This window comes from Streptomyces sp. GbtcB6, from assembly GCF_019091475.1.
Taxonomy (GTDB): domain Bacteria; phylum Actinomycetota; class Actinomycetes; order Streptomycetales; family Streptomycetaceae; genus Streptomyces; species Streptomyces hyaluromycini.
On record NZ_JAGXJL010000010.1, the window covers coordinates 253,065 to 271,010 of the forward strand.

The 17,946-nt window shown below is 69.4% G+C and carries 19 protein-coding genes; 10 read left to right on the top strand and 9 right to left on the bottom strand.

Annotation, left to right across the window (positions count from 1 at the left end; all coding sequences use genetic code 11):
• Positions 1-4: 4 nt before the first annotated feature.
• The 4 genes from KVT45_RS19510 to KVT45_RS19525 form a co-directional block, all read right to left on the bottom strand.
• Positions 5-295, bottom strand: coding sequence for a hypothetical protein (locus KVT45_RS19510; protein ID WP_217549146.1), 291 nt, complete (start codon positions 293-295; stop codon positions 5-7).
• Between the two features lie 82 nt (positions 296-377).
• Positions 378-977: a phage tail protein gene (locus tag KVT45_RS19515; RefSeq protein ID WP_217549148.1), complete on the bottom strand. Its 600-nt coding sequence runs from the start codon at positions 975-977 to the stop codon at positions 378-380.
• 118 nt (positions 978-1,095) lie between these two features.
• Positions 1,096-1,509 carry a hypothetical protein gene (locus KVT45_RS19520; protein WP_089099455.1) on the bottom strand — a complete coding sequence of 138 codons (414 nt, stop codon included), beginning with the start codon at positions 1,507-1,509 and terminating at the stop codon, positions 1,096-1,098.
• A gap of 294 nt (positions 1,510-1,803) precedes the next feature.
• The gene (locus tag KVT45_RS19525; protein WP_217549149.1) at positions 1,804-2,274 is read right to left on the bottom strand and encodes a helix-turn-helix transcriptional regulator; all 471 of its coding nucleotides are present in this window, start codon (positions 2,272-2,274) and stop codon (positions 1,804-1,806) included.
• A gap of 260 nt (positions 2,275-2,534) precedes the next feature.
• Here KVT45_RS19525 and KVT45_RS19530 point away from each other — a divergent pair, with 260 nt between their 5' ends.
• The 3 genes from KVT45_RS19530 to KVT45_RS19540 are packed head-to-tail and all read left to right on the top strand — an operon-like array spanning position 2,535 to position 3,725.
• A complete protein-coding gene (locus KVT45_RS19530) occupies positions 2,535-2,846 on the top strand; it encodes a WhiB family transcriptional regulator (protein ID WP_217549151.1) in 312 nt (103 codons plus the stop codon).
• Positions 2,839-3,528, top strand: coding sequence for a hypothetical protein (locus KVT45_RS19535; protein ID WP_217549153.1), 690 nt, complete (start codon positions 2,839-2,841; stop codon positions 3,526-3,528). Before KVT45_RS19530 ends, KVT45_RS19535 begins: the two co-directional genes overlap by 8 nt.
• Entirely contained in the window at positions 3,525-3,725 is a 201-nt protein-coding gene (locus KVT45_RS19540) for a hypothetical protein (RefSeq protein WP_217549155.1), read from the top strand. The genes KVT45_RS19535 and KVT45_RS19540 overlap by 4 nt, the downstream gene beginning before the upstream one ends.
• 35 nt (positions 3,726-3,760) lie before the next feature.
• Here the strand turns inward: KVT45_RS19540 and KVT45_RS19545 are convergent, their stop codons facing one another.
• Positions 3,761-5,017: a glycosyltransferase family 39 protein gene (locus KVT45_RS19545; RefSeq protein WP_217549157.1), complete on the bottom strand. Its 1,257-nt coding sequence runs from the start codon at positions 5,015-5,017 to the stop codon at positions 3,761-3,763.
• A gap of 524 nt (positions 5,018-5,541) precedes the next feature.
• Between KVT45_RS19545 and rpsL the strand changes: the two genes are divergently transcribed.
• The 5 genes from rpsL (at position 5,542) to KVT45_RS19570 (ending at position 13,121) form a co-directional block, all read left to right on the top strand.
• Positions 5,542-5,913 carry a 30S ribosomal protein S12 gene (gene rpsL / locus KVT45_RS19550; protein WP_003948652.1) on the top strand — a complete coding sequence of 124 codons (372 nt, stop codon included), beginning with the start codon at positions 5,542-5,544 and terminating at the stop codon, positions 5,911-5,913.
• Positions 5,914-5,915: 2 nt separating this feature from the next.
• Entirely contained in the window at positions 5,916-6,386 is a 471-nt protein-coding gene (rpsG, locus tag KVT45_RS19555; RefSeq protein WP_005481264.1) for a 30S ribosomal protein S7, read from the top strand.
• Positions 6,387-6,425: 39 nt separating this feature from the next.
• Positions 6,426-8,552 (top strand): elongation factor G, encoded by a 2,127-nt coding sequence (gene fusA, locus KVT45_RS19560; protein ID WP_217549159.1) that lies wholly within the window; start codon positions 6,426-6,428, stop codon positions 8,550-8,552.
• Between the two features lie 170 nt (positions 8,553-8,722).
• Positions 8,723-9,916, top strand: coding sequence for an elongation factor Tu (tuf, locus tag KVT45_RS19565; RefSeq protein WP_189268825.1), 1,194 nt, complete (start codon positions 8,723-8,725; stop codon positions 9,914-9,916).
• Between the two features lie 214 nt (positions 9,917-10,130).
• Positions 10,131-13,121: a glycosyl hydrolase 115 family protein gene (locus KVT45_RS19570; protein ID WP_217549161.1), complete on the top strand. Its 2,991-nt coding sequence runs from the start codon at positions 10,131-10,133 to the stop codon at positions 13,119-13,121.
• A 7-nt stretch (positions 13,122-13,128) separates the two neighbouring features.
• On the opposite strand, the gene KVT45_RS19575 is transcribed toward KVT45_RS19570, so the two are convergent.
• The 3 genes from KVT45_RS19575 to KVT45_RS19585 all read right to left on the bottom strand — a co-directional run bounded on the left by KVT45_RS19575 (position 13,129) and on the right by KVT45_RS19585 (position 15,931).
• Entirely contained in the window at positions 13,129-14,523 is a 1,395-nt protein-coding gene (locus tag KVT45_RS19575) for a S41 family peptidase (RefSeq protein ID WP_217549163.1), read from the bottom strand.
• Positions 14,524-14,648: 125 nt separating this feature from the next.
• Positions 14,649-15,491: an FkbM family methyltransferase gene (locus tag KVT45_RS19580; RefSeq protein WP_217549165.1), complete on the bottom strand. Its 843-nt coding sequence runs from the start codon at positions 15,489-15,491 to the stop codon at positions 14,649-14,651.
• Positions 15,492-15,622: 131 nt separating this feature from the next.
• The gene (locus KVT45_RS19585) at positions 15,623-15,931 is read right to left on the bottom strand and encodes a hypothetical protein (RefSeq protein WP_217549167.1); all 309 of its coding nucleotides are present in this window, start codon (positions 15,929-15,931) and stop codon (positions 15,623-15,625) included.
• A gap of 167 nt (positions 15,932-16,098) precedes the next feature.
• On the opposite strand from KVT45_RS19585, the gene KVT45_RS19590 reads away from it, so the two are divergent.
• Entirely contained in the window at positions 16,099-16,263 is a 165-nt protein-coding gene (locus tag KVT45_RS19590) for a DUF397 domain-containing protein (protein WP_217549169.1), read from the top strand.
• A 590-nt stretch (positions 16,264-16,853) separates the two neighbouring features.
• A complete protein-coding gene (locus tag KVT45_RS19595; RefSeq protein ID WP_217549241.1) occupies positions 16,854-17,402 on the top strand; it encodes a hypothetical protein in 549 nt (182 codons plus the stop codon).
• Here KVT45_RS19595 and KVT45_RS19600 read toward each other — a convergent pair.
• Complete coding sequence (locus KVT45_RS19600; protein ID WP_217549171.1) at positions 17,388-17,930, bottom strand: isochorismatase family protein; 543 nt, start codon at positions 17,928-17,930, stop codon at positions 17,388-17,390. The two genes, KVT45_RS19595 and KVT45_RS19600, sit on opposite strands and share 15 nt — an antisense overlap.
• Positions 17,931-17,946: the final 16 nt, after the last annotated feature.

The following is a 17,946-nucleotide window of genomic DNA, read 5'->3' on the forward strand; positions in this document are numbered from 1 at the left end:
AGGCTCAGCCTTCCCCCAGGCCGAGCCCGGTCTCCTTGCCGTAGGCCTCCAGGATCGCGGCGATGTCCTGCATGGTGACCTCGTGCTTTTCGAACCGGCCGAACTGCTTCTCGCCGAGCAGCAGGCGCAGCAGCCCGTCCACGTCGTTGTCGTCGAGCTTGCGCAGGGCCTTCGCCGTCGCGCGGGTCAGCTCGGTGGGCAGGGTGTAGCTCTCGCCGTCGAGTTCGAACGACCAGGTACGGCCGAGGGCTTCGAGGCGCTGGGCGCGCGCGGCGTTGACGTCGAAACGGGCCATGGTGACTCCTTGAGCAGAGAAACAGGGAAGGGGTGTGGGCCCGGGGCGGGGCGGACGGGTGCGTCCGCCCCGCCCCGGCGGGTCAGGACGCGGCGTACGCCGAGTCCTTCATCACGAAGCTGGCCAGCGCCGAGCCGTCGGCGGCGGCCATCGCCGTGTAGGTGATGCCGAGCTGGGCCGCGGACTTGCGGGCCAGCTTGATGTCGTCGGCCGCGGTGACCTGGCCGCGCGGGATGCCGAAGCGGTAGGTGACGGTGGTGCCGTCGCTCGCCTTGACGTCCGTGAACTCCAGGCCGAGGGCGCGCACGTCGGCGAACGGGCGGTCGGCGATGTCGTACTTGTAGACGCCGGTCGAACCCGTCACCGCGTCCACCGTGCCGCCGCCCATGAAGAACGGCAGCGTGTCCTCGTTGAACTGCATCAGCGAGAACTTCAGGGTCAGGTCGCGGTCCGAGTACACGAAGTGCACCGGGCTGACGGCCTGCCACACGTCGACCGGCTCCAGCTTGTCCTTCTTGGAGAAGGTGACGCCGTCACCGGAGGTGAAGCCGAGGTTCTTCCAGCTCGCCCAGTCGGTGGAGGTGTCGGTGGAGAAGGTCGTCGGCACCTTGGTGTCGGCGGTGGCGACGTAGAGGCGGCCTACGCCGGCGATGCGGATCTCGGAGGAGTTGGTTCCTGCCATGGTGGTTTCTCCTTGTCATCGGGGGTTGGTGCCGTATCCGGTGGTGTCCGGGTACGACGAAGGCCCCGCCGGGGTGGCGGGGCCTTCGGTCTGTGGGGTGGAGCGTCCGGCTGGTCGGTCAGTAGACGTCCACGTACACCTTCATCACGGTGACGTAGCGGTTGGCGGCCGAGTAGAGGTAGTCGGGCAGCCAGCGCGGGCCGTCCTGCTCCTCGACCTCCGTGACGAGGTTCGTGCCGTAGCGGTGGTCGGCCATCGACAGCAGGATCTGGCGGGCGTCGTTGGCCAGGACGTGCGCGGCCTGCTTCGTCGGGCCGTACACCTCCAGCTCGATCAGCGGCTGGTCGACGTGGCGTTCGCCGACCCAGGCGCCGCCGCGGCGGTTCACGAAGACGGCGGCTGTCGTGCCGTCGAAGCCGGTCTGCGCCTGTACGGCGACGGTGGCGCCGGAGAGACGGGAGTCGTCCTTCAGGACGTCGACGATCATGGCCTCCACGTCGGGGAACGACGCGGGCGGGGTGGGTGTGGTCATGCCGGATCACCTCGGGGCAGCGGGTGGGATGAGGGCGGCCGGCCTACGGGCACAGCTCCGCCGCTGCACCAACTGTGACAGAGAGCGTGCGCGCACGCAACTAAATCTCTGAGGTGATCGAAAGAGGGGGGCTGGGCTGGGGCGCTCGCTGCGGGTGGTGTGTGGCTGGTCGCGCAGTTTCCCGCGACCCTTCGGGGCGCTCTGCTTCGAGGTGCTCTGCGCCACCCCCGTGAAGAAGCACCCGTCGGCCCACGGGTGTCCTCGATGGCGCGTCCGGCGATGGAGGGGTGGAGCTCAGTCCGTGGTCGTCGTTGCCGCGTCCGCCAGGGGGCGGGGGTCCTCCTGGTCCAGCGCGTCGTTCGGCAGGAACTGCTCGACGACGCGGACGAACATCTCCCGTCGGTCCGCCGGCACCCCCAGCAGATCGGCCACCTCCTCCAGCGTGGGCCGGCGGGCGAACTCCGCGCTCGGTGCCGACGCGGCCAAGTAGTCGTGCGGGTCGGCGAGTTCCTCCGCCGTGAGGCGGCCGGAGCGGATGAGCATCTCGCGGACCGGGACGCCCAGTACGCGGGCGAGCCTGCGTGTGGTCTCCAGGTCCGGCATGCTCTGGCGCTGCAGCAGGCGGGTGACGGCGGCCCGGTGGACCCCCGCCTCGTCCGCTATCCGCGACTTGCCGCCGCCGCGTGGACTGTCGATGTCGTAGCCGCGGTCGCGCATCAGGTCTTCGACCCACGCGGCGAACGCGTCCAGATCCTGGCTGGTCATCTGAGGGCTCGCTTCCTTTGGGGGAGGGCAGCAAGTTTAGCTTGCTTGCGCGCACGGAATTACGTGCTCTCGTGCAAGCACCGAGGGAAGTTCGTGCGATACGGGGAGATCGGGTGGCGATGGGTGTCCGAGTGATCCCGATCTTTCCATGATCCACCGAAAGGGTCACTGGCATATTTGTTGCGAGCGCGCGCGCAATCTGTAAGTCTGGACGGCGCTCGTCTCACACCAGCCCCACCGGAGTCACCTTGGGAGGCCCCATGTCCGTCACCGGAAACCCATGCCCACCGCCCGCCTGGCAGGCCGCGGCCGCCTGCACCGGGCTCCCGCCCCGTGTCGTCTTCTCGAAGAAGGTCAAGGAGGCCGCCCCCGCCCTGCGGGCCTGCACCCGCTGCCCGGTCCGGCGTGACTGCGAGGAGGCCGTCGCCCCCGCCGACAACTGGTTCGACGGCGTCTGCGGGGGCCGGCTCTGGCGCCGGGGCCGCCCGGTCGAGATCCCCGCCCGTCTCCTCCCGGCCATGCAGAGCCCGGTCGTACAGGGCGCCCTGCGCCGCGGAGGCTCCGTTGCCTGACCGCCGTACGACCCCGGCACGCCCGCCTTCCGAAGACCGCCCCGCCGACCACGCCGCCCTCTGGATCGGCCTGCTCCTCCAGCAGTTCCCCGAGCTGGCCGTCGAGCTCGCCCCCGGCCGCAGTACCTCCCCGGCCCGCCGTCCGACGCCGGCCCCGCCCGCCGCGGACCTCGCCGACCGGCTCCGCGCGGAGCGCGCCGAGGCCCTGCTCCTCCAGCAGGCCCAGGGACTCGTCGCCCCCGGCCACAGCGCCGCACCCCTTCGGCTGCACATCTCCGACACCATCCGTGACATCACCGACGGGGTCGTCGAGCTGGAAGAAGCCGTCCGCGACCGGCTCGGGCTGCCCCGCGTCCGCCGTGCCTCCGTGCCCGAGCGGCTGCGCCGGATCGGCGGGCTCCTCGACGGCATCGCCGCCGACCCCGTCCTCGCCGCCCACGTCCGGGACGAGACCCGCCGGATGGCCCGGCGCTGCGCCCGCGCCCTGGGTGACACCGAGACCGTCGTCCGCGTCTCCGGGCGCTGCCCCTGGTGCGACTCCGTCTCCCTGCGCGCCTTCCCGGACCGCGCGGCCGTCCTCTGCGTCAACCCGGCCTGCCGGTGCGCCGACCCGGACTGCGGCTGCCACGACGACCCGGCCTACCGGCACACCTGGGACGAGGGGGAGTGGACCCACCGATGAAGACGGTGCAGGCACAGGGCTCGCCCGCCCTCATCCCCGGTCCCCTCGCCGCCCAGGAGGCCGGCGTCGCCCCGGCGACCATCCGCAAGTGGGTCCAGCTCGGCCACCTCAAGGCCGTCGGCAAGGCGGGCCGGGCCGCGCTCTTCCGCCTGGAGGACGTGTTCGCGGCGGAACGCGCGGCCGCCCGCCGCCCGTAGCGGACCAGGGGCGGGGGCCGCCCCGGCCCCCGCCCCTACGGAATCCCCAACTCGAAGATCACGTAGTGCGCGTACCACCCCGACGCCACCGCGGCCGTCGAGAAGAAGACCACCAGGCTCGGCCGCTTCAGCCGCGCCATCGCCGCCGCCGGGGCCAGGAGCAGCGGGAAGACGGGGAGCAGATAGCGCGGGGTGTTCCCGAACATCTGCTGGGTGCCGAGGATCGTCACGATCGAGGCGAGGGCGTATGCCGTCAGCACCAGCGGCGGCCGCTTCCGCAGCATGAGCGCGACCAGGAACGGCAGCGCCACCACCATCTGGACGGCGATCAGGTCCGGGACGGAGTAGGCGAAGAGATAGTCGCCGTGCCCCACCGCCACGTTCCGCAGCACGTCCAGGGTGTAGGCGCCGAAGTCGAAGTAGTGGGCCCAGGCCTTGTGCTGGAGAGAGAAGTACGCGCCGAGGTCCCCCATCGACCAGCCCACCCAGGCGATGTAGGTGAGGAGGCCGAGGGGTGCCGCGACCGCCGCGTAGAGCGGGGCCGCGACGCCCTGCTCGCGCCGGCTGTCCCGGCGTACCAGCGTCACCAGGGCCGCCAGGCCGACCGCTCCGATCAGTACGGCCGCCGTCGGGCGGCTCAGGCCGGACAGGAAGGCGAGCAGGCCCGCCGTCACCCAGCGGCGCCTCAGCACGGCGTGGCAGGTCCAGGCGGCGATCGCCACGAACAGGGACTCCGTGTAGACCGCCCACTCGACGCCGGCGGCGGGGGCCACGGCCCACAGCCCGGCCGCGATGGTGCCGGCCCGGGTGCCCGCGAGCATCGCGATCACCGCGTAGATGCCGGCCGCCGCCACGAACGAGCACACCACCGAGACGAGGATCGCCGCGCCGTACAGGCCGAGGCCGGTGACTTCCGAGACGGCTCGGATCAGGCCGGGGTAGAGGGGGAAGAAGGCGACCGAGTTCTGTTCCGCCGTGAACTGGCCGCCCGGTGCGAGCGGCTTGAGCGGCTCGGGGTGGTAGCCCTTCTGCGCCACCTGGAGGTACCACCAGCCGTCCCAGGTGGACAGGACGTCCCACCAGTGGGTGCCGCCGCCGAAGCGGGGGTCCTTGTGGCGGTAGTCGCCGGCGTAGGTGAGGAGCCAGGCGAAGACCAGGAGGCCGGTGAGCTTGGCGGCGCCGTAGAGGGCGAGGGGCGGGAGGTAGGGGCGGGCGGCCGGGGGGAGGCGGAGGGGGCGAGGGCGCGGGGCCGGCTCGGTGGTCGTCGCGGTGTTGCTCTGAGCTGTGCTCATGCGTGATCCCCCTGAAGAACGCCGATGGAAGTGCCGCGCGTGGTCGTCGGGCGGCCGCCTGTCCGTCGTGGCTGGTCGCGCCCACGCGGCGGAGCCGCAAATTTATACAGCCCCGCGCCCCTTACAGGGCGCTGAAGGGGGCCGGCGATCAGAAGATCCGATCAGCGTCGCACAGCTGTGAATCCGATCGGCGTCAGCTCGCGCCGCTCTCCGTTCGCGTGTCGTTCGTCTCCGTGGTATATCGGGAGGTGCCTCAAAATCGCAGCTCATGCCCCCCGCAACCGGTCCCCGTCCCTTTGTTTTGACCGGAGTGATTGCGCTAGGTACGCTCAGACCTTGTGCCTGGGGTGTGCCCTGACCCTCGTGCGTGCCTTCAAACCGCACCGGAGTGACGAGCGGCCACCGCGATCCGCGCCCCCTTCTGCCTTGCGGCAGGAGTCCACGGAATCCGACACACCCGACCGCGTGGGTCGGTGATGTTCCAGGTTAGCTTCACCATTCGGCACACAGAAACCGGAGAAGTAGTGCCTACGATCCAGCAGCTGGTCCGCAAGGGCCGGCAGGACAAGGTCGAGAAGAACAAGACGCCCGCACTTGAGGGTTCCCCTCAGCGTCGTGGCGTCTGCACGCGTGTGTTCACGACCACCCCGAAGAAGCCGAACTCGGCCCTGCGTAAGGTCGCGCGTGTGCGTCTGACCAGCGGTATCGAGGTCACTGCTTACATCCCGGGTGAGGGACACAACCTGCAGGAGCACTCCATCGTGCTCGTGCGCGGCGGCCGTGTGAAGGACCTGCCCGGTGTTCGCTACAAGATCATCCGCGGCTCGCTCGACACCCAGGGTGTCAAGAACCGCAAGCAGGCCCGCAGCCGCTACGGCGCCAAGAAGGAGAAGTAAGAATGCCTCGTAAGGGCCCTGCCCCGAAGCGCCCGGTCATCATCGACCCGGTCTACGGTTCTCCTCTTGTCACCTCGCTCATCAACAAGGTGCTGCTGAACGGCAAGCGCTCCACCGCCGAGCGCATCGTGTACGGCGCCATGGAGGGCCTGCGCGAGAAGACCAGCAACGACCCGGTCATCACGCTGAAGCGCGCGCTGGAGAACATCAAGCCGACCCTCGAGGTCAAGTCCCGCCGTGTCGGTGGTGCGACGTACCAGGTTCCGATCGAGGTCAAGCCCGGTCGTGCCAACACGCTCGCGCTGCGCTGGCTGGTCGGTTACTCCCGCGCCCGTCGCGAGAAGACCATGACCGAGCGTCTGCTCAACGAGCTTCTCGACGCTTCGAACGGCCTCGGTGCGGCCGTCAAGAAGCGCGAGGACACGCACAAGATGGCCGAGTCCAACAAGGCCTTCGCGCACTACCGCTGGTAGTCGCAGTCCACATCGAGACCGAGAGAAGACTGAAGCCTTATGGCTACCACTTCGCTTGACCTGGCCAAGGTCCGCAACATCGGGATCATGGCCCACATCGACGCGGGCAAGACGACCACCACCGAGCGCATCCTGTTCTACACCGGTGTGTCGTACAAGATCGGTGAGGTCCACGACGGTGCTGCCACCATGGACTGGATGGAGCAGGAGCAGGAGCGTGGCATCACGATCACCTCTGCTGCCACCACCTGTCACTGGCCGCTCGAAGACGTCGACCACACCATCAACATCATCGACACCCCGGGTCACGTCGACTTCACCGTCGAGGTGGAGCGTTCGCTCCGCGTCCTCGACGGCGCCGTGACGGTGTTCGACGGCGTTGCCGGCGTGGAGCCCCAGTCCGAGACGGTTTGGCGTCAGGCGGACCGCTACGGCGTGCCGCGTATCTGCTTCGTCAACAAGCTCGACCGGACCGGCGCCGAGTTCCACCGCTGTGTCGACATGATCAGCGACCGCCTGGGCGCGACGCCGATCGTCATGCAGCTCCCGATCGGTGCCGAGGCCGACTTCAAGGGTGTCGTCGACCTGGTCACGATGAAGGCGTTGGTGTGGTCCGCCGAGGCGGAGAAGGGCGAGATGTACGACGTCGTCGACATCCCGGCCACCCACACCGAGGCCGCCGAGGAGTACCGCGGCAAGCTCGTCGAGACCGTCGCCGAGAACGACGACGAGATCATGGAGCTGTACCTGGAGGGCCAGGAGCCTTCCGTGGAGCAGCTGTACGCCGCGATCCGTCGTATCACCATCGCGTCCGGCAAGTCCAAGGACGTCACGGTCACCCCGGTGTTCTGTGGCACCGCGTTCAAGAACAAGGGCGTTCAGCCCCTGCTCGACGCGGTCGTGCGCTACCTGCCCTCCCCCCTGGACGTCGAGGCCATCGAGGGCCACGACGTGAAGGACCCGGAGGTCGTGGTCAAGCGCAGGCCGTCCGACGACGAGCCGCTGTCCGCCCTCGCGTTCAAGATCATGAGCGACCCGCACCTGGGCAAGCTCACCTTCGTCCGGGTGTACTCGGGCCGCCTGGAGTCCGGCACGGCCGTGCTGAACTCCGTCAAGGGCCGCAAGGAGCGCATCGGCAAGATCTACCGCATGCACGCGAACAAGCGTGAGGAGATCGAGTCGGTGGGCGCCGGCGACATCATCGCTGTCATGGGTCTGAAGCAGACCACGACCGGTGAGACGCTGTGCGACGACAAGGCCCCGGTGATCCTGGAGTCCATGGACTTCCCGGCGCCGGTCATCCAGGTCGCCATCGAGCCCAAGTCGAAGGGCGACCAGGAGAAGCTGGGCATCGCGATCCAGCGCCTGGCCGAGGAGGACCCGTCCTTCCAGGTCCACTCGGACGAGGAGACCGGCCAGACCATCATCGGTGGTATGGGCGAGCTGCACCTCGAGGTGCTGGTCGACCGTATGCGCCGTGAGTTCAAGGTCGAGGCCAACGTCGGCAAGCCGCAGGTCGCGTACCGCGAGACGATCCGCAAGGCCGTCGAGCGCGTCGACTACACCCACAAGAAGCAGACCGGTGGTACCGGTCAGTTCGCCAAGGTGCAGATCGCGATCGAGCCGCTCGAGGGCGGCGACACCTCGTACGAGTTCGTGAACAAGGTGACCGGTGGCCGTATCCCGAAGGAGTACATCCCTTCGGTGGACGCCGGTGCGCAGGAGGCCATGCAGTTCGGCATCCTCGCCGGTTACGAGATGACCGGTGTCCGCGTGATCCTGCTCGACGGTGCCTACCACGAGGTCGACTCCTCCGAGCTCGCCTTCAAGATCGCCGGTTCGCAGGCCTTCAAGGAGGCCGCGCGCAAGGCGTCCCCCGTGCTCCTTGAGCCGATGATGGCCGTCGAGGTCACCACGCCCGAGGACTACATGGGTGAGGTCATCGGCGACATCAACTCCCGCCGTGGCCAGATCCAGGCCATGGAGGAGCGGGCCGGTGCCCGCGTCGTGAAGGGCCTCGTGCCCCTCTCGGAGATGTTCGGTTACGTCGGCGACCTGCGCAGCAAGACGTCCGGCCGGGCCAGCTACTCCATGCAGTTCGACTCCTACGCCGAGGTTCCCCGGAACGTCGCCGAGGAGATCATCGCGAAGGCCAAGGGCGAGTAGCGCACCGCGTTCCGCGCACCGCGTGCACACGCTTTAGGCTTGACCCCGGAGCCTCACGGGTCGTTCCTCCGCATTCGTGGCGGAACGGCCCGGGGCCCGGGACCCAACAGCAAAGATCACCTGGCGCCGATCGAGTCAAGGCGTACAGAACCACTTCCAGGAGGACCCCAGTGGCGAAGGCGAAGTTCGAGCGGACTAAGCCGCACGTCAACATCGGCACCATCGGTCACATCGACCACGGTAAGACGACCCTCACGGCCGCCATTACCAAGGTGCTGCACGACGCGTACCCGGACCTGAACGAGGCGACCGCGTTCGACAACATCGACAAGGCGCCCGAGGAGCGTCAGCGCGGTATCACCATCTCCATCGCGCACGTCGAGTACCAGACGGAGACCCGTCACTACGCCCACGTCGACTGCCCTGGTCACGCGGACTACATCAAGAACATGATCACCGGTGCCGCGCAGATGGACGGTGCGATCCTCGTCGTCGCCGCCACCGACGGCCCGATGCCGCAGACCAAGGAGCACGTGCTCCTGGCCCGCCAGGTCGGCGTTCCGTACATCGTTGTCGCCCTGAACAAGGCCGACATGGTGGACGACGAGGAGATCATGGAGCTCGTCGAGCTCGAGGTCCGTGAGCTGCTCTCCGAGTACGAGTTCCCGGGCGACGACCTGCCGGTCGTCAAGGTCTCCGCGCTGAAGGCGCTCGAGGGCGACCCCGAGTGGACCCAGTCCGTCCTGGACCTGATGTCCGCCGTCGACGAGGCCATCCCGCAGCCCGAGCGTGACGTCGACAAGCCGTTCCTGATGCCGATCGAGGACGTCTTCACGATCACCGGTCGTGGCACCGTCGTCACCGGTCGTATCGAGCGTGGTGTCCTCAAGGTCAACGAGACCGTCGACATCATCGGCATCAAGACCGAGAAGACCACCACCACGGTCACCGGCATCGAGATGTTCCGCAAGCTGCTCGACGAGGGCCAGGCCGGTGAGAACGTCGGTCTGCTGCTCCGCGGCATCAAGCGCGAGGACGTCGAGCGCGGCCAGGTCATCATCAAGCCGGGCTCGGTCACCCCGCACACCGAGTTCGAGGCGCAGGCCTACATCCTCTCCAAGGACGAGGGTGGCCGCCACACGCCGTTCTTCAACAACTACCGTCCGCAGTTCTACTTCCGTACGACGGACGTGACCGGCGTCGTGACCCTCCCCGAGGGCACCGAGATGGTCATGCCGGGTGACAACACCGAGATGTCGGTGCAGCTCATCCAGCCCATCGCCATGGAAGAGGGCCTGAAGTTCGCCATCCGCGAGGGTGGCCGCACGGTCGGCGCCGGCCAGGTCATCAAGATCACGAAGTGATCTTGGCCCGTAAGGGCTGACCCGGTGGGTATCTGAAGGGGCTCGTACGACTTCGGTCGTACGGGCCCCTTCGGCATCCCCGGGATGCTGTGCGGGCGTCTCGGGGCCTCGAAACTATTCGGCGCGTACGACCCCTGGTTCCCCGGGGGCCGCTCACCCACCATTTGTCATGCCGCTGACCAAATTCGGGTGGAGTCGGGTGGAGGGGTGAGCCATGTCTGTCAGCCGGAGGGCTGTGCTGGGCGCAGGTGCCGCCGCGGTGCCGGTGCTGTCGTCGGGGGTCGCGTGGGGTGCCCCGGATTCCGGGCTCCGGACGACGGACCCCGGCGCCTGCATCTCCTTCACCTCGGGGGCGTTCTCCCTGGTCGGCGCCCCGGTCGTGGTGAGCGCCGACGACCATCCCGGAGTCGTACGGGTGGCGGGCGACCTCCGTGACGACATCGAGCGGGTGACGGGGGTGCGGCCGGCCGCGACGATCGCCCGCCGTGCGGTGCTGGTCGGCACGATCGGCCGCAGCCCGCTGATCGACGGCCTGGTGGCGTCCGGCAAGCTGGACGTGACGGGGATCCGGGGCCGCTGGGAGACCTCGCTCCAGACGGTGCTCGACCATCCCCTGCCGGGTGTCGACCAGGCCTTCGTCATCGCGGGCAGCGACCCGCGCGGCACGATCTTCGGGGCGTACGACGTCTCGTACGGCATCGGCGTCTCGCCCTGGTACTGGTGGGACGACGTGCCGCCGGTCCACCGCGACGAGGTCTGGGTGCTGCCGGGCCGCCACACGCAGGGCACCCCGGCGGTGAAGTACCGCGGCTTCTTCATCAACGACGAGAACCCGGCGCTCGGCACCTGGGCCCCGGCGCACTTCGGCCCGGGGAAGGCGCCGGGCTATCCGGGCGGCTTCAACGCGGACTTCTACGCGAAGGTGTTCGAGGTCCTGCTGCGGCTGAAGGGCAACTACCTCTGGCCCGCCGTCTGGGGACGGGCGTTCGCGGAGGACGACCCGGAGAACCACAGGCGGGCTGCCCAGTACGGCGTTGTCATGGGCACGTCTCACGAGGCGCCCATGATGCGGGGCATCGAGGAGTGGAACCGCCACGCGGCGGGCGGCACCGACCCCTACGGGGGCACCGGCGAATGGTCCTACCTCCGCAACGCCGAGGCGATCCGCGCCTATTGGCGGGCCGGCATCCAGCGCATGGCCGACGAGGGCTTCGAGGGCGTGGTCACCCTCGGCATGCGCGGCAACGGCGACACCGGCCTCCCCGACGGAGACGGCATCGAGCTGATGCGGGAGATCATCGCGGCGCAACGGCAGATCATCGAGGAGGTGACGGGGAGACCGGCCGCCGAGACCCCCCAGGTCTGGACCCTGTACAAGGAGGTCCAGCGCTACTGGGACCGGGGGTTGAGGGCTCCGGACGACGTGACCGTGGTCCTGACCGACGACAACTGGGGCAACATCCGCAAGCACCCCTCCCCCCATGAACCACGCGCCGGCGGATACGGCCTCTACTACCACTTCGACTACGTGGGAGCCGGCCGCAACTACAAGTGGGTCGACACCGCGAACCTCCGCAACGTCTGGGACCAGCTCCACCAGGCGCACGCCTACGGCAACCACGGCCTGTGGGTGGCCAACGTGGGCGACCTGAAGGGGAACGAACTGCCGACCGAGTTCTTCCTGAACTACGCCTGGAGTCCCGAGCGTTGGAGCTTCGACCGGTTGGGGGAGTGGGAACGGCGGTACGCCCGCCAGAACTTCGGCGCGGAGGTGGCCGGGGAGGCCGCCGAACTGCTCGCCCGCTACGGCCAGTTGCAGGCGCGCCGCAAGCCGGAGCTGCTCAACCGCCGCATCACCCTCTCCGACACCGGCGAGGTGGTCTACGACGACCGGCAGACGCCCTTCTCCTTCGGCCACCGTGAGCTGGAGCGGGTCACGGAGGAGTGGCGGGAGCTGGGAAGACGGGCGGCGCGGATCGCCCGCCGGCTGCCGGCGGCCGCACAGGACGCGTGGTTCGAACTGGTCGGGTACGAGGTGACGGCGACCGCGAACCTGTACGCGCTGCGGGAGGCCGAGTTCACGAACCTGCTCTACGCCCGCCAGGGCAGGGCGGCGACGAACGACCGCGCGGCGGAGGCGGAGCAGGGCCTGCTTCGGGACTTCGCCCTGGCCGACCGCTTCGACTCCCAGGTGGCGGACGGCAAGTGGCAGGGCTTCCAGACCCAGCCGCACATCGACTACGGGGACGTGGACCGCTACGGCCCCAACGCCCCCTGGCAGCAGCCGGAGAAGGACAACGCGGCGCTTCCGGACGTGCTCTTCCCGGCGGTACGGCGGATCGAGGTGCCGGGGCCGGCGGGGCTGGGGGTGTCGGTGGACGCCGACGAGGAGGGAGCCCTGACCCTGCCGCCGTTCAGCCCGTACCAGACCCGGTCGCAGCAGTATGTCGAGGTGTTCAACCGGGGCCGTACGCCCTTCGACTACCGGGTGGAGACATCGGCACCCTGGCTGACGGTGGACCGTCCCCGTGGCCGGGTGGCGCAGCAGGTCAGGGTGGAGGTGCGGGTGGACTGGTCCCGGGCGCCGGACGGCCGCGCGGAGGGGACGCTGACGGTGAGCGGGGCGGGGGAGCCGGTGACGGTGGCGTGCGTCGCGGAGAAACCGTCGGCGCGGGGGCTGAGGGGATTCGTCGAGGCGGGCGGCTATGTGGCCATCGACGCGGAGCACTACGACCGCACGGTCGGGGAGTGGCGCCGGCTGGCGGGGATCGGCCGCACCGGGGCGGGGATGACGGCGTGGCCGGTGACGGGAGGCTGGGGCGACTCCCCGGACTCCTGGCCCCGGCTGGAGTACGAGGTGAGCCTGCTGTCGGCGGGGGAGGTGACGGTGTGGGCGTACCTGTCACCGCGGAATCCGACGCTGGGGACGGGCGCCGGTCTGCGCTACGCGCTGTCCTTCGACGACGAGGAGCCCCAGCGGGTCGACATCACCGCGGGCGCCGACGACGGCCTGCTCAACGCGGTCTGGGCGCGCAACACCTCCGACAACGTGAACCGGACGGCGACCCGCCACACGCTGGCATCCGGGGTCCACCGCCTGAAGTTCTGGTCGGTGGACCCCACGGTGGTGGTGCAGCGGCTGGTGCTCGACACGGGCGGACTGACACCGACGTATCTGGGCCCGCCGGAGAGCCGGCGGCTCTAGGAGAGGCTCACCGGGCGGACCGCAGCAGAGTCACCGCCCGGTCGAACGCCGAGTCGCGGTTCTTTGTGAACTCCTCGTCCGTGAAGACCGGTTCGGTGATCTGTGGCGGGATCCCGGTCCCGTCGAAGGTGTGGTCGTCCCATGTCAGGTACTCCTCGTTCGGGAGCCAGACCGCCATGCCGTCGGGGAGGTCGCGGGTCATGACGTCCGAGAAGACGCCCTGGGTGGCCTGCCCGATGCGGACCGTGTGACCCGGGCGGTCGATCAGGGCCTGGGTGAAGGTCTCGCCGGCGCTGACGGTGGAGCCGCCGGTGAGGAGGGCGACCGGGCCGGTGTAGCGGGGCTTGGGCGAGGGGGTCACGGGGATCGGCTCGGGGCGGGTGTGCTTGGTCGGGTCGGCCGGGTAGTTGCGGGCGCGCTTGGAGTAGGCGACGTACGGCGTGTCCGTGAGGCGTTCGGCGATGCGGATGCCGAGGGCGTCGGAGCCGCCGCCGTTGATGCGGAGGTCGATGACCAGGCCGCGGAGGGAGCGGGTGCGGGCGGGGGTGAGGATGGTGTTCAACGCCCGGTCGAGCTCGGCCAGTTGGGCGGTGTACGACGGGTCGCCCCGGTCGTATCCGTCGAAGCTCGCGATCCGGAGGTAGCCCAGGCCCTGCTCCTTCAGGTCGGCGTACGTGATGAGGCCGCCCGCGAAGTCCTGCCGGTCGGTGGCCTGTGCGAGGTCGCGTTCGACGACGAACTTCTCGACCATGTCGTTGAGTTCCTCGGTGGGGACGACGGTGCCGGGACGTCCCACGCCGTAGTGGCGGTCGCCGTCCAGGACGAGGACGTGCGCGTCGTGCAGCGGGGTGATCATGCGGCTGAAGATGTCGAAGAGCTGGTCCCGGGTGGTGTCCTTGCGGACCAGCGGCCGGTAGTGGTCGCGTACGGCGTGCCAGTCGATGCCCTTGGCGGCGAAGAAGGGGTAGTTCTCCTCGAACGACTGCCAGAAGACGTCGAAGGCGGTGCGCGGGTCGGCCGCGGGCGGGCGGGTGCAGGCGGCGGGCAGGGCGCCGATCCGGTGCAGCTGACGGTGCCCCACCGCGACGTCGGCGCCGAACCGGGCGTGTTCCCCGTCGGGGGCGGGACGCACGGTGAGTACGACACCCTCGACACCGTACGTCCCCGGTTTCGGGGCCGCCTCCGCGAAGTACCCCTTCAGGCAGCTGACGGCGGTGGTCTGGTACTCCTGCATCCCTCGCCCGTCGATGGCGAGGACGGTGCCGTACCCGTCCATGCGCCACAGGCCTGTGGCGGTGGGGGTGGCGGTGGCAGTGGTGCCGGTGCCCGGTGCCGCCCCCGCGGCCGGCACGGTGAGGGCTAGGGCGAGGAGAGATGCTGCGGTCCCGACGACGATGCGCACGACGGCGTCCTTCCCCCCCACACGCGACTGACGCTTCCGTCCTTCACGGTGCCGGACGCCGAGGAGCTGCGGCCATCCGGCAGACGGGTGGGCCGGGGGTGGGGACAGCCCCAGGCGTGCGCCGCTCAGACCTGCGGCGCGAAGAGCAGGTTCCGGGTGTGCGGCGGCCGGGGTTCCTTCCAGTGCACCAGCGAACCGTCGTGCTCGGCGATCCAGTGGACGTCGTAGCCGAGGGGTTCGAACTCGGCGATGAGGTCGTCGAGGGAGGCGTCGACCAGGGCCTCCATCACCAGGGTCGGCCGGTCGCGCCGCAGCACCTGCCGGGCCCCGCGCAGCACCGACATCTCGTGCCCCTCCACGTCGATCTTGACGAGGTCCAGCCTGGTCTCGGCGAACACCTCGTCGAGCGTGAGCAACTGGATGCGCTTGAGCTGGGCGTCGGGGGCGGCGGCCTCCAGGGTGGAGCCGGTCGAGAGCAGGTTCCCGGAGAACCGGACACTGATGTCGGCCCAGCCGGGCTCGCTGGACACGCCCGCCTGGTGCAGCTTGACGTTCTGGACGCCGTTGGAGCGGACGTTCACCGACAGCCGGGCGTGGATCTGGTCGACCGGCTCGAAGGAGTGCACCTTCGCCTTCGGGTTGGCGTGCGCGGCGATCATCGAGAAGTAGCCGACGTGCGCGCCGACATCGGCGATCGTCGTGCTCCGCGCGGCCAGCCGGGACCAGGTGGCGAGCGTGCCGGGCTCGTAGCCGAACGTCCCGTTCCACAGCGTGTCCATGGCCACCGCGTCGTCGTTCATGCAGAACATCACGAACGGCGGACAGTACGGAGAGTCGATCTCGACGAAGCCCCGGTAGGGAAACTTCTTGCGGTGCACCCGGATGATGTCCCCGGTCGCAACGGGCCGGACCGATGGCGCGTGGGCCAGCATGCGGGCGTTGGCTGCTTCGACCTCGGAAATACGCATTGGGCGATGGTAAAGCCAAGCCTATGGAATTCACAGGGTTTGAAAATGATCAGAAAGGTCAGCTCGCGGGTTTTTGCGAGTGGCATTTCCGGGGATTTCCATTGCGAATAACCAGGAATTAACCTGTCCGTTTACTCGGACTGCTCACTGATGTCGACGCCACGGCCGCTCAGAACGACGAGGAGGGCTTCCGAGAGGCCCTCGGAGAGGCCTTCGGCGCGCAGGGCCTGGGCCGTCTGGGACTGGAAGACGGAGAGGTCGACGGCTATGAGGTGCCTCCAGAGATCCGCGGCCGGCGTCCTGCCCAGGCCTTGTTCGGTGAGCTCGATGTAGATGCTCGCGGTGCCTTCGTCGTCGGCCTGCAGGCCCTTCAGGGCGACTGCCAGTGCCTTCAGTGGGTCCTTGCGGCGAACCTCACCGCGGCGGGCGGGAGGGGCCATTTCCTTGTGGGCGCGGCGCGGAGTGCCACGATATCGCCCTTGCGGGGTCAGCTCGACTATGGCATCGCTCTCCGGGATGCCTGACAATGAGCGATCTGGACTTCTGGCCTTAGGAAATGTGCTGGTTGGGGGGCGACGGCCTCCATCGAACAACTGCTGGGGGAGACATGATCCGCAAGACCACGGCCGAGGACGCCTCCGGTCTGACGTGGTTCAAGAGCAGCTACATCCGCGACTCCAAGAAAACCGCAACCCCCTCCCGCGGCCCCCACCGCACCTTCCCGCCCGCCACCTGGACGGCCTTCCTCTCCTACCCGGCCGCCGGCGAGTGAGATACGCCCGCGAGTTGTTCGCACCGCTCGGGGCGGTCGTGGCCGTGGGCGCGCTGAACGCCACCGGCACCTGGTCGTTCGCCGACGTCTCGGTCGGGGCGTTCCTGGAGGGCAGACGGCGGCAGTGGGACAGCCTCTTCGCCGCCGTCTGCTCGCTCTGCGCCTTCGACGGCGACGAGGCCAGGGCGACCGCCGACGAGATGGGCTACTTCCGGGAGTACGACCTGTCCGCGCCGATCCTCGTCCTCTGGTCCGCCGGAGTGACGGGGACCGAGAGCCTCCACGACCCGTCGCCGTCGGTCGTACGCCGCATGTGCCGCATGGCGGCGGACCTCCGACTGACCGAGTTCCTGGACATGCTGGTCGCGGTGGCCCTCGACGCCGGTACGGGCGCGGCCAAGGGCGCACCCCAGGTCGTCGAGATCCTCACCAACGCCTGCGCGCTGGCGGATCCGACCGGGAACATCACCCCGCACCTCGTCCACCGCATGTGGCGAGTCGCCCGCCTGTCGTCGACGCTCCGCCCGGACTCACCCACTCCGGACCACATCAAGGCGGGGCTCCGGTCGTATGACGGGACGCTGGAGGAACTGCTCGGCGGCGGCCCGCCGGAGCGCGGCTACCGCTACGTCGGCCCCGCCGAACTCGCCGTCACGGCACGGCAGTCCACGGGCCCCGGAACCCGGATCGCATCCGTGGCCGACTTCGAGTCGTGGGCCGCACTGCAGTCACCGGCGGAGCTGGCCGAGCCGTTCACGTACGTCGTCGGCCTCGACGGGCGGCTACTGCTGGCTCCTCGCCGCAGCGAGCACGTGGCCTGTGCGGGCGGAGCGGCCGTACTCGGCGCCGGAGAGATCACCTTCGTACACGAGTCGGGTCGGTGGGCGGTGGGCGAGGTCAGCAACCAGTCGACCGGCTACTGCCCCGACGTCACGTCCTGGCCTGCGGTGGCCCGCGCACTCGACGGCATCCCGCTCCGCCGCCCCGCCGCCTTCACCCACGAGGTCGTGTTCCGCCGTTGCCCGGCCTGCTCGGAACACAACATCGTCCGAGAGGCCGATTTCGTCTGCGTCTTCTGCGGCGGCGAACTGCCCGCGGCATGGAACGTGGACGACGCCGCCCGTTCAGTTCGCCACTGAGGCGTCGAAACGGACCTCCGCCGCCGGAGCCACCACGACCGACCGGCCCGCGTACTGGATGACCGAGAAGATCCCGTTGTGGTGGGAGACGATCTGCGCGGCCGTGGGCTGGGCGCCGTCCGGGCGTTCCATCGTGGTGTGGCCGTCGGCGACGAGGACGAGGTCGTAGCCGTGGGAGAGGGCGCTGCGGCTGGTGGAGTCGACGCAGTAGTCGGAGGCGAAGCCGGTGACGACGAGCCGGCGTACCGCGCGCTCCTCCAGGACCTTGCCGAGCGTCGTGTCGAGGAAGGAGTCCGCGCTCTCCTTGTCGAGGACCACGTCCGCCGGCTGAGGCGTCAGCGTCGGATGGACCTCCAGCCACTCGGCGGGCACCTGGGCGAACTGCTGCCGCAGGTAGACGACCGGCACGCCGGCCGCGCGGGCCCGGTCCGCCAGGTCGGCGACCCGGCCCAGGCAGGCCTCGCCGTCGTGGGCGTCCTTCAGCATGGCGCGCTGCATGTCGATGATGAGCAGTGCGGTGTCCGGCATGCCGTGAGTCTGTCCC